The organism is Marinilactibacillus piezotolerans (assembly GCF_900114235.1).
GTDB classification, from domain to species: domain Bacteria; phylum Bacillota; class Bacilli; order Lactobacillales; family Carnobacteriaceae_A; genus Marinilactibacillus; species Marinilactibacillus piezotolerans.
This window is the reverse complement of the sequence record NZ_FOSJ01000058.1, coordinates 1-12,332: the sequence shown is the minus strand read 5'-3', so window position 1 is coordinate 12,332 and position 12,332 is coordinate 1. Positions and strand designations below refer to the sequence as shown.

The window sequence follows — 12,332 nt, the reverse complement described above, 5'->3', positions numbered from 1 at the left end:
ACTTGGTCGTCCAAAGAAAGACCAAACCAGAGACAAAGAAATCGAATATCGCGATAATGCAGATCGTGTAGAAGTTGAGCGCGGCTTCAGTTTACTGAAGCGTTGTTTCGGTATGGAAAATATCCGCACCAAACTCCGCGAAACTACCTTGACTACGATTGCCTTATCCGTCATTGCGATGAATGTAGATAACATTAATCGCAATCGCTTGCGCTCTTTTTTTGGACAACTGAAAAATCGGAAAAAAAGCTGTTTAGTTCTATTGAACTTTTCTCCATTTCAAATTAGCCCAATTGTTCAGTAGGCATTACTTAGACTGGGCAAAATCGATTCTTGTTTTGACAAAAATCGTTCCTGTTCCTTTTCCAGTCAGTGAAGGATGTAATTTTTAACTGAAAATAACATATATCGTTATACCACTAGCAGGTAAGATTAATTGCCTCTTCGATTATTTGTAAAAAGGTTTAGTAAACAATTAAATAGTTAATTGAATTATTTATATTTTATCTTTTTATAACTTTTCAACTCACTATTTACTAACTTTTTGGATAGATCCATTTTCTTGTTCCAATAGAGATTCCAAAATTTTATCTAATCTTCCAACATCTTTTAAATTCCTAGGAAAATCTATTTCAATCCTTACTCTTTCCCCTGGAGTTATTTCTTCTCCGGTGTTGGTATCATAGAACTTTTTCATTTCGTACCCTCCTTCTAGAAATTACTATTTTTTCATTTCGACTCTTTTAAAATAATATCCTCATAAAAATTTTTAAGCGCTCTACTTAAAAGTTATAGAGCATTAAGAAATTTATGTAAATAAAGCCTTCCTTCTGTAGGAAAATCGGCTCTCTTCTAGTGTTCAAAATATTCCCTGTAGTTATGCTTTAGCTTCATTATTTTATGGAAAGGTTCCAATTACTTTTTATATTTATCAACAATTGTAGCGAGTACAAAAATAATAATAGCGATCAAAGATAACCAAGGATCAATATTTAAGCTTAATACAAACATGATCAGCTAATGAAATACAGACTAGTTCAGTATATTGTTAAAACGAAATCTATTAAACTATAAGCTGCCTAATATGTACGTGATCACAGTTATCATGACAACAAAAGATACTGTAAACCAAAAAGTTTCAAGTGGATGATCCTCTTCAAGATGTATTTTCTCGATAATTCTAATAAGCGTTAAGCAGAAAACTATACCCCAGATAGGAATAGTAAGAGCGCCAATATATAGTATAAAAGTCATAATCATTATTTAGTCTTTTTCCTCCTTTACTTTCAGAGCCATTAGTTATCAATAGTCATAGTGGAAATATATTCTAAAACCATAGTATCTTCTGTTCACAGTATCTTGTAGTTGATTCCTATAGAAGCTATCTTTTACTGACAGTCTTTGCTTTATAATATATTTAAATGTGACTGCTAAACTGTATTATGCAGTTACTGCTAGATAATAATGTGCACTTTTATCCCATACTTTCGTTCTATTTGATAAACTAGAAGAGTTAGTTTTTCAAATGGAAGGAGAAGAAAAAGGGGGATTTTAAAAAAGTGAATAGAATTGCAAAAGTACATCATTACAAAAAGAAAGGATTTTCAAATGCAAAAATAAGTCGAATGCTTGGTATACATCGAAATACCGTTAGGAGTGATTTAGAAAAAAGACCAGATGAAGCAATCGCTTGGGTGGAAAACCTTAATACTCGGTCAAAAAAGCTTGATCCCTTTAAAGAGACAATTTTAAATTGGCTAAATGATGAGCCGGAGCTTTCCGCGGCTCAAGTCGAAGATTGGTTAGATGAACAGTTCGGTTACACCGAAGCAGCTCCAAGCACGATCCGTTCATACGTAAAAGAGCTCAGGGAAACCTACGGTATTCCAAAGGTTTTGACCTATCGAAATTACGAAGCGGTGCCTGAATTACCACCCGGCAAGCAAATACAGGTGGACTTTGGGGAAATAACAGTAAAACGAGGCTTAACTGATAGTCGAGTAAAGCTTTATTGTATTGGCTTTGTTCTTTCCCACTCCCGTTATAAATACGCTGAGTGGCAAGAGAAGCCCTTTACGACAAACGACGTGATTAGGGCACATGAGAATGCTTTTGACTACTTCGGAGGACGAACAGAAGAAATCGTGTATGATCAGGATAAGCTGATGATTGTCAGTGAAAATCATGGAGATATTTTATTTACTAAACAGTTTCAGGCTTATGTACTGGAAAGACAGTTTATTGTTCATGTCTGTCGTGCCGCTGATCCAGAATCTAAAGGAAAAGTCGAAGCCGTCATTAAATTCGTAAAGTACAACTTCGCCCGTGGTCGTCGCTTCTATTCCATTGAGTCATGGCAGGAGCAATGTGAGTCCTGGTTAACTCGCAGAGGCAATTATAAAAAACATGAAAAAATAAAAAAGAGACCGATAGACGTGTTCACTCTGGAAAAGTCACACCTCATCTCGATCTCTGATAAACCTATTCTCTCGAATAATGAAAGTATAACAAAGACCGTTCTGAAAGACAATACGATTCAATTTAAGTCTAATTACTACTCGGTTCCAATCGGAACCTATCGACCAAGAAAAACAACTAAAGTCCGTGTAGTAATAAGCAATAATCGTTTGTCTGTGTTCGAACTGAAAAGCAGTCATCAACTCGCCGATCATCCCCTGGCTAAAGGGAAAGGCAAGCTGACTAAAGACCCTAATCATGGACGAGAAGCAGAAAGAAAACAGAAACTTGAGCAGCATATTAGTAAGGTACTTAGTCATTTCCATAATAAAGAGGAAGCGACCATTTTTATCAACCAGCTCAAAATTAGGTATCCAAGGCATATGAGAGATCAGTTACGTGTTATAGAAACCGTCATAGAACAAAATAATAACGTACTAGACAAGGCGTTGAATGAATGTATCATATTAAATTTATTCAGTGCAAATGTCTTAAGAGATGTGGCTAGCGAATTAGCTCGTCGGCAACTTCAGACAAATCTCCACGATATAGAGAGTGATAGTTTGTCCGAAAGGTATCAATCGATTACCGCTGTAGAACGTTCTGTTGAGTCATATCTACAAGTGTTAGGAGGGAAAGAATCATAGGTACTACAGAAAGCCTTCAATCTCAATTCAAGCAGTTCCGCATGACAGAAACGGCTCAGGCTCTCCCAGGTTTTCTGCGTGAAGCAGAACAGCAATCTTGGACTTATCAAGAGCTACTTGTGGCACTATGTAATCACGAAGAACATCGTCGAGAAGAAAAGACACGACAGAAGTATTTAAAATGGGCACAGTTTCCTTTTGAAAAGTCCTTGGAGGACTTCGATACTATCGAATCAATGTCACTCAGTAAACGACAAATCGATCAACTTCGAGAATGCGATTGGTTAGACCAACTTTTCAATCTCGTTCTCTTAGGTCCACCTGGAGTGGGAAAAACACATATAGCCATTGGTTTAGGGTTGGAAGCCATTGAGCGAGGTAAACAAGTCGCTTTTGTATCAATGGGTGAGTTGATTTCTTTGCTCAAAACCGAAGGTTATGTTCGAAAGTCGGCAATTCGCCTCAAACGTGTGAGACAAGCTGACTTAGTCATTCTTGATGATATGATGTTCATGGCTATGGAGACAAACGAAGCGAATCTCTTTTTCCAGTTGATTAGCGATTTATACGAGAAGAGTTCAATCATTTTAACATCTAATAAAGGCCCTGACAGCTGGGGTAAGATGCTTGGAGATCAAGGAATCGCAACAGCGATTCTTGATCGGCTTCTTCATAGATGTGAAGTCATTCATATGGATGGCGAGAGTCATCGAATGAAACATCGAGAAACAATTTTTGAATAAAAAAGTGCACAAAGTTATCTAGCAAAAAGTGCACAATTGTCCTTGACAGTTACATTAAACCGTATCACATTATTTTAGCTGATAAAAGCACGTTTTTTGATTATTATTTATAAAGGCATAAAATGATGCGAATATGCATATTAATGATTTATATGGAAAAGCAACCTTTTAAATCATAAGAAATAAGGATTAATTTGTAAAAATTCCTAATAAAGTCTTAGAAACTTGAATATTTTATTATGATTTTTTCTAGATTTTTAATGCTTAGATGTGCACAACATATAATCATACTTACATTCTTTTCATACTAACATAAGTGATACAAAGAATTTATGTTATCCTCCTATAAAATTCTTTACCTACAACAATCAAATAGTGTGTGATAAACTTAAATTAAATCAAGTATTAATGGGTAAAGAAGAGGAGTTTTTGAGTTTTGAGTAGGGAAATCTATACAATTGAACAAGAAAAAGAAGTACTGGAAGAAACAATGAAATCGCTAGGATATAATTTAAACCACAATTACTTTATAGCTGATAGAGGGCTAAGACCATTTCTTCAAGCGATTTTTGATCACTACCCTATTTCTGTATCGATGTTCCTAGGATCTTATTCTTTGTTGTTTGCGGAGGATCATTTGGTGATGCTAAACATGAAGTATCTAGAGTATGATGACCCGAAAAAGTATGTTCAAAAAATCAAGTATGAGGAGATTACTGATTTCTTTGTTTCACGTCCGTTTATAAAATACTGTCTAGGGTTTAAAGCGAATGGCAAAAGGTACTATTTTTATATTGATGCGAATGGTTCCTATTCTTTTACAGGTCTTAATTACTCAGATAAGAACTTTCAATACTTATTAGAGGATCACTTTAAAGGACTGTTAAAAAGAAAAATGTTAGGAGCGTATAGTGACAATAAAAAAAAGACTTTCGTTTTAGTTTTAACCGTAACGTTATTATTTATTGTAATAGAGGCTGTATTTACTAGTGGAGTGGCGAGTAAAGGTCATACTTTTTCAAGACCAGAAAAGCTCATTATTCTGTTATCGGTTGCAGGTTTCTGGAGTCTGCTTTATTGGTATTTTAGAAACAAAAAGCATTAATAATGAAATAGTGAGAAAATCAAAAAAGAAAATTGTCTAGTGAATATTTTTAAATTATCTAATCGAATTTTACATAAGAAAATATAAAATTTGATAATTAGGAGTTGGTTGTTTTGAAATTTGAGAAAAAAAGTATTTTATTACTATACTATACATTATACTCGGCGGTGGAATAGCTATTATAGTTATGCAATTTTTAGGAATTGAATTTGGAGGAAGTTGGGGCATTGTGATGTTTACTTTGCTAATTTACATGCTTACTCTTTTAGTTATCATGCGTTTAAGAGAGTAATTATGGTTGAAAGAAACTTTATAAGTTATTGCATAGTCAGTCTTGTATTTATTCTTATATTAGATTGAAAAGATAAACCACATATAAGTTTGTAAATAGAAATTCTCAGAAACTTTTTTAACAAAAATTGCAGAAAACTAGTTAGCAAAATTTACGTATTTCTACTTGGCGTCAACAAGTATCAATTGCAAATGATCTTGTAGATTTATATAATATATAAATTAACAATAAGGCGGTACATGATAATGTTCTCAATACATATGAATGGGCAGGATAAAACAAATCAAATAACAGATTGGAGACTCTGGAGTAAAGAAAATCAAGTAATGGTAACTGTAGACTTTCCATCAGGTAAGTCATTTACAAAACCTTTAGAAGCGTGTGAGATTAAGCCAAAAAATGAAATTAAATCTGGACTTTTGTCTAGTGAAAAGGGCATTTATCGATTAATAGAGAATGCTGTTGAATATGGCGACAAATATGTCGTTGTAAATTACCCAAACGATCCCAAAAATTATGTCATGAAGTTAGAAAATACAAATATAGTGGCTAGTTCTGATTTGAAAAATGAAAATATATTTTCTTATTTTACCGATATTGTAAAAGAGCGTGTTCGACTTGCAAATCCGAATGATAAATCAATGCCTGAAAATATAGAGAGGCAATTAAACAAGGTCACTCCGCATAAAGGAACAGCCTTGCATGCTTATTGTTATGGAGAAAATCAAAATAGAAATCCATTAGAGCACTATATTTTTCCTTTTGGATTAAATGAGAGTCAGTTGGAAGCCGTTGAGAATGCTCTTTCTTCTCAAATTAGTATTATTGAAGGCCCTCCTGGAACAGGGAAAACTCAAACAATTTTAAATATTATTGCGAATATTTTGATAAATAAAAAATCTGTCGCAATTGTTTCAAATAATAATGGAGCTGTTGAAAATGTTTATGAAAAGATGGCTAAACAAGAATTAGACTATCTTGTTGCTAAACTAGGACGTTCAGATTATAAAAAGGAATTTTTTTCAGATCTAAAAGAGGTCCCTTCTTATAGCAACTCTTCTGAAAACATTTCAATTGAAGTGATTGATAATATCTTAGGAAAGTTAAAATCTGTTTTAGCAGCGCAGAATAAAGTGGCAAAACTAAATACAGAAATCAGTGAATTACTGATTGAAAAAAAATACTTAGAAGAATGGCATAAGGAAAATTCATTAGTAAATCTGATCGATATTAATAAATATAAATTAAGCCCAGAAAAAACTACTGATTTACTCGCTTATATTAATCATCTTTCCCAAAAAAAGATCTTTTTTAAAGAAAGATTTCGTTTGTTAATAGAGTTTAAAATGGTTAGAATTAAATTTTTAGCAACTTATTCTGAGCGGATAAACTTCACTTATTCCCTGCAATTTCATTATTATGAAAAAATGCTTCATCAAAAAGAACAGCAATTAAAGAGATATGAAAATGAATTAAAGAGACATCACTTCAAAGAATTACTAGAAGATTTAACAGATAAATCGATGCAGTATCTTAAGCAGCACTTATCAAAAACGATTCCTTCAACCTCAAATTTTACAGCAGATAATTATAGGAAAAATTTTAGCAAATTTATTGAGCGGTTTCCGGTTATTGGAAGTAGTACACATTCTATTATTAATTCTATAGCTGATGGAGCGGTATTAGATTACATAATTATTGACGAAGCATCACAGCAAGACATAGTGCCAGGAATTTTAAGTTTAGGTTGTGCAAAAAATATTATTGTTGTAGGGGATCGTAAACAACTTCCCCATATACCAGAAGAAACTGAAATTGTAGCTCCATCAAAGTATTATGATTGTTCAAAATATAGTTTGTTAGATTCTTTTGTTGAGCTATTTAAAGGAGATGTGCCTGTAACGCTATTAAAGGAACATTACAGGTGCCATCCGAAGATTATCCAGTTTTGTAATCAGCAATTCTACAACAATCAGCTAATACCCATGACTATAGATAACGGCGAATCTTCAATTCAGCTAATTACTACTGCTAAAGGGAATCATACACGAAATCTTGCTAATTTAAGAGAAATTGAGTCATTAGTAGAGATTGGATGGTCCGATGAAAAAGATATTGGATTTATTGCACCTTATAATAATCAAGTGAATTTGGCAGGAAAGTACCTACCAGAAGAGTTTGCTAGAAATACTATTCATAAATTTCAAGGCAGAGAGTGCAAAGAAATCATCTTTTCTACAGTACTGGATAAGAAAGCGAAGGATAAGCTTTCTGTAGAGTTTGTTGATAATCCTCATTTAGTTAATGTTGCTGTTTCCAGAGCAATTAATAAGTTTACTTTAGTAACTGGAGAAGAGGTGTTTACAAAAAATAATAAGAGTCTTGCTGCCTTGATTAGATATATTAAATACTATGCTGCGAATGAACAAATATATAGTAGTCCAGTAATTTCAGCATTTGATTTATTATATGAAGAATATGATCGTTCTTTGGAAAAGTTGAATACTCGATTAGATCCAATGAATAAACAAGTTAAGTCAGAGAAAATTTTTGCATTAGTACTAGAAGATATTTTAATGAAAGAACCGTTTAATTCCCTAAAGTATCATATGCAAATAGATTTGATCCAACTAGCGTCAATTAAAAATAACTCATTTACTGAAAGAGAATTAGAATTTATGCGGCAAAAAGCTAGTTGTGATTTTGTCATTTACTATAAAGTAGGAAAAAATCCTATAGGTGTGATTGAAGTGGATGGCAGCTATCATGATGAAGTTGAGACGCAACAAGAGAGAGACCAACTTAAAGATTCAATTCTAGAAAAATCTCAGATACCTCTACTTAGAGTAAAAACTAGAGAAGGAGATATTGAGAAAAAAACAAAGGTATTTTTAAACGAATGTATTATTAAAAGTGGCACTAAAGAGGATAGTGAAAGTTAATTTAAAAACTTTTTCATTTAAAATGGTAAAGGAAATGGAAATACGAAATATAGAGGAGAGCATGAACTCTAGTATCGTTTTTGATCTAGAACATGAAGTAAAAGGCTCCAAAATATCCGAAGAACAACTCTACTACCTCATGAGTCACAGCCTAAACGAAGAAATTGCCAGAGAAATGATCTTCATAGGATTCGTAGACTCCTTCACCAAAGAACTACCAGTGGAATACGCAGTCGAATTTAAATTAGTTTGCTTGCGTTGGATAAATCATAAAAGAAGTCAAAAACACTTTCAGGTGTATTCTCGACTTCTTATATAGGTTGAGTACTTGACTATTAGTCTAATTAGACTAATAGTATAGAGGTCAATGAACATACTTAATTAAAGAGAGGATGTAAAAAATGATTAAATCATTTTTAATGATAGGACAATCTAATATGGCCGGACGAGGAATTATTCATGAAGTACCTCCAATTTATAATGAAAGAATACAAATGCTGCGTAATGGAAGATGGCAGATGATGACCGAGCCTATCAACTATGATCGTCCAGTTTCAGGAATAAGCCTAGTTGGTTCCTTTGCAGAAGCCTGGAGCCGTCAAAACCAAGATGATAAAATCGGCTTAATTCCTTGTGCTGAAGGTGCAAGTTCTTTGGATGAATGGGCCATAGATCAGCCGCTATTTCAACATGCTCTAATGGAAGCTAAATTTGCGATGGAGAGTAGTAAGTTAACAGGGATTTTATGGCATCAAGGAGAAAGTGATAGTATGAATGGGAATTACAAATCCTATTACAAAAAATTGCTTTCCATTGTTGAAGAATTTAGAAAGGCGTTAAATGTTCCCGATATTCCTTTTATTATTGGGGGGTTAGGAGATTTTCTAGGTAAAGAGGGATTTGGAAAATATTCCACTGAATATCACCACATTAATCAAGAGCTGAAAAGATTTGCTTTGGAACAAGATCATTGTTATTTTGTCACTGCAGAAGATTTAACTTCTAATCCTGATGGTATTCATATTGATGCCATTTCTCAAAGGAAATTTGGTTTGCGTTATTTTGAAGCTTTCTCTAAAAAGCAGCATGTATTAGAACCCTTATCTAACGAAAATGAATTGGTTGATCTTATCCATGCTAGAACATATACTAAAACAGAAAAAACATATATGGAAACATTAGATTTGGCAGTAGGGAAAATTTCATATGGCGAATTTGAATCACAACTCATAGAACTCAATAAAAGTTAAATGATAATAGAATGTTATGACTATTCGTATACTTTTAGTATAAAGATAAAGAAGGGGTTCATATGATACCATTACTGATTTTAGGCTTATTAAAACAAAAACCAGGTTCTTATGGATACGAATTATTAGCTTTAATGGAAGAGAGACATTATAAATATATAGTGAATTTTACTAAAGGATCCTTCTATTATAATCTTCAACAATTAGAAGAAAAACAATATATTAAAAAAGTTAATCAATTAGATCAAACCAGAGAAAAGCATAATTATATCATCACAGAACTAGGGGATAAAGAATTTGAAAAATTGATGGTTAAGTATGGGTCTAAGACAGACTATATAAACTTATCTTTTTATGCAGCCATGTTATTTACAGATGAATATAAAAAAGATGAAATGATTAAACTAATAAAAATACAAATTCAACAAACGCAAAGTAAAATTTCTTTACTAGAACAAACGTTGCATCATAATGAAACGATTCCTACTTATTTTAAAAAGATGTTAGAGAATTCGCATTCACATCATTTAGTCAATCTTGAATGGTTCGAAGGTTTGCTAGAAGATATAAAGAATGAATAGTAAAGTAAAAGAAATGTATAAAATAGAGGTGTATCAGATACATTTGAAACTTCTGATGTAATGAACGTGGACTAGATGAAGAAACCTCCACAGAGATAATCATCAGGGGGTTCATAAAGCCTTTCACCAAAGAACTTCCAATGGAATACGCTGTTAGGTAATGATTTAAGCGTGTCAAACAGTTTGTTTTTAAGTGTTTCGTTTATTAGAAAGATACTCAATTGGATTAAATGGGTAACAAATTTCGCAGAATAGTAGGTAGAAATCCAAGAAGGTGGGTTTCTACCTATTAGTTATTATAGAACCTAAATTTGTAAGGAAACTTTTTTATAGAATTCCTTTTTACTTTAATTAATTCCTCCTTGGGAACGTGAGATTCGGTTTTGGTGCAAAGATTTCTAATTATCTTGGTCTAAATTAAAATAAACTTAAAAAAAGATTAAGAGCTTAAACCGATAAAACGCCTTCGTTGTCTAGTGGCTTTAAACTACTTAAAACGGAAGGATGCTTTACCTTTAACTGCCTATCAAACTAGCAAGTACTTGAATAATGTCATTGAACAAGATCATCGACCTATCAAGAAAAAACACAAGTTATACAGATCCATAAGGCTCGCCTCTGCTACAATTAAAGGACCGTTTAGATAGATGAATAATCAAATTGTCAGATTAAAATCGTTCTGGTTTACTAATATGGATATATCCAATAGACTGTATATATACTTGAAATAATAGAAAGGAAGTTTTTAAATGAAATATATTGTTGTTGGATCTTCTCACTTTGGTTATGAAGCAGTTGAGACCATCTTAGAGGCTGAACCTGAAGCGGAAATTCATTTATTTGAACGTGAAGACAAAGCATCCTTTATGAGTTGCGGCGCTCAATCCTATTTAATGAATATCGCGCAATCACCAGATGAGTTACATTACGCGAATGAAGAATCCTATAAAAAACAAGGCATTAACATCCATCTAAATAGTGATGTTGTTGGTGTGAATGCTGATAAAAATACAGTAACAGTGAAAACGGAAAATGGGGAAAGAGAAGAAAAATACGATAGATTACTTCTTTCACCAGGTGGCTATGCACCAAAATTAAACATACCAGGAAATGATTTAGAACATGTCTATACTTTCCGTGGTCGAAATGATGCAGAAATTGTTAAAGCACGTATGGAAGATGCGAAGAAAGTAGTCGTTATTGGTGGAGGGTACATCGGTGTTGAAGTTGCCGAAGCCTATAGAGAAAACGGTCAGGATGTTACACTCATTGATGCCGTTGATCGTTTCTTACCAAGCTACCTAGATGAAGAATTCTATCCAAGCTTATCTAAAGAAGCGGAAGAAAAAGGATTGAAAGTTCAAACAAATGAATTAGTGCAAGAGATTAAAGGAGAAAATGGTGAAATTCAGGCAGTAGTAACGGATCAAGCTGAATATGAAGCAGATACCGTGATTATGGCTGTTGGAGTTAAGCCCGATACATCTTGGCTAGCGAACAGTCTTGAATTAGATGAAGCTGGTTTTGTAGTTGTCAATGATTATTTAGAAACTTCAGCTAAAAATGTCTATGCAGGTGGAGATGCGACATTAATCCCCTTCAAGGCAACAGGCAAAAAACAAAACATAGCCTTAGCAACAAATGCCCGAAAACAAGGCGTTACCGCTGCTAAAAATGCAATGGGAGAGAAAGTCGAAATGCCCGTAGTCAACGGGACGTCTGGATTAGCTTTCTTTGATTTGAAATTTGCAACAACTGGTTTGAATAATGCTAACTTAAAGAACTATGATGGAAGCATTAAAACTTTCTATACTGAAGAAAGAGTCCGTCCTTCATTTATGCGTGATGGGGACATCAAAGTTGAAATGAAACTATTCTATGATTCAGAAACAGAAGTAATCTTAGGAGCACAATTTTTATCAACTGGAGATATTACCCAAGCAGCAAACACCCTTTCACTAGCCATTAGTAACGAAATGACCTTAAGTGATTTAGGGAAAGCAGATTTCTTCTTCCAACCAGGATTTAGCCGTCCATGGAACTTCTTAAATGTTTTAGCACTAAAAGCGCAAGGAAAAACATTTGGTTCAACAGAGATGTTGTTTTAACAATACCAAAACTTAAAACCTAATCGTTCATATCTTTCATTCTAGCTATTACTATTGATAATAACGTCAGATAAGAAAGTTATCGAACAAAAAAGTAACAATCCCCTCAAACTGATATGCTCCCCCTAAAGTAGACACTTAAAAAAGTAAAATTACTTTAGGGGGATTTTTATGCGTTCAAACAGTAAACATACAACTGAAGAAATC

Annotated in this window: 9 protein-coding genes and 2 pseudogenes; 10 read left to right on the top strand and 1 reads right to left on the bottom strand. The window is 33.4% G+C overall.

Annotated features, from left to right (window positions below; genetic code table 11):
- Window positions 1-304, top strand: a 304-nt coding sequence (locus BM212_RS12965; RefSeq protein ID WP_218149713.1) for a transposase, incomplete at its 5' end; no start/stop codon positions are given.
- Window positions 305-529: 225 nt separating this feature from the next.
- Here BM212_RS12965 and BM212_RS12645 read toward each other — a convergent pair.
- Entirely contained in the window at window positions 530-697 is a 168-nt protein-coding gene (locus BM212_RS12645; protein ID WP_177206438.1) for a hypothetical protein, read from the bottom strand.
- 862 nt (window positions 698-1,559) lie between these two features.
- On the opposite strand from BM212_RS12645, the gene istA reads away from it, so the two are divergent.
- The 9 genes and pseudogenes from istA to BM212_RS10700 all read left to right on the top strand — a co-directional run bounded on the left by istA (window position 1,560) and on the right by BM212_RS10700 (window position 12,125).
- Window positions 1,560-3,104 (top strand): IS21 family transposase, encoded by a 1,545-nt coding sequence (gene istA / locus BM212_RS10740; protein ID WP_091898512.1) that lies wholly within the window; start codon window positions 1,560-1,562, stop codon window positions 3,102-3,104.
- Window positions 3,071-3,847 carry an IS21-like element helper ATPase IstB gene (istB, locus tag BM212_RS10735; RefSeq protein ID WP_342714027.1) on the top strand — a complete coding sequence of 259 codons (777 nt, stop codon included), beginning with the start codon at window positions 3,071-3,073 and terminating at the stop codon, window positions 3,845-3,847. The genes istA and istB overlap by 34 nt, the downstream gene beginning before the upstream one ends.
- A gap of 436 nt (window positions 3,848-4,283) precedes the next feature.
- Window positions 4,284-4,952: a hypothetical protein gene (locus BM212_RS10730; RefSeq protein ID WP_091898510.1), complete on the top strand. Its 669-nt coding sequence runs from the start codon at window positions 4,284-4,286 to the stop codon at window positions 4,950-4,952.
- A gap of 537 nt (window positions 4,953-5,489) precedes the next feature.
- Window positions 5,490-8,186: an AAA domain-containing protein gene (locus BM212_RS10725; RefSeq protein ID WP_091898508.1), complete on the top strand. Its 2,697-nt coding sequence runs from the start codon at window positions 5,490-5,492 to the stop codon at window positions 8,184-8,186.
- 85 nt (window positions 8,187-8,271) lie between these two features.
- Window positions 8,272-8,505 (top strand): annotated as a pseudogene (locus BM212_RS10720) (SufD family Fe-S cluster assembly protein); the annotation flags it as partial.
- 82 nt (window positions 8,506-8,587) lie between these two features.
- Window positions 8,588-9,436: a sialate O-acetylesterase gene (locus tag BM212_RS10715; RefSeq protein WP_091898506.1), complete on the top strand. Its 849-nt coding sequence runs from the start codon at window positions 8,588-8,590 to the stop codon at window positions 9,434-9,436.
- A gap of 62 nt (window positions 9,437-9,498) precedes the next feature.
- On the top strand, window positions 9,499-10,017 hold the full coding sequence (locus tag BM212_RS10710) for a PadR family transcriptional regulator (protein WP_091898504.1): 519 nt from the start codon (window positions 9,499-9,501) through the stop codon (window positions 10,015-10,017).
- A gap of 451 nt (window positions 10,018-10,468) precedes the next feature.
- Window positions 10,469-10,652 (top strand): annotated as a pseudogene (locus tag BM212_RS12870) (DDE-type integrase/transposase/recombinase); the annotation flags it as partial.
- 114 nt (window positions 10,653-10,766) lie between these two features.
- Window positions 10,767-12,125, top strand: coding sequence for an FAD-dependent oxidoreductase (locus tag BM212_RS10700; protein WP_091898502.1), 1,359 nt, complete (start codon window positions 10,767-10,769; stop codon window positions 12,123-12,125).
- Window positions 12,126-12,332 lie beyond the last annotated feature (207 nt).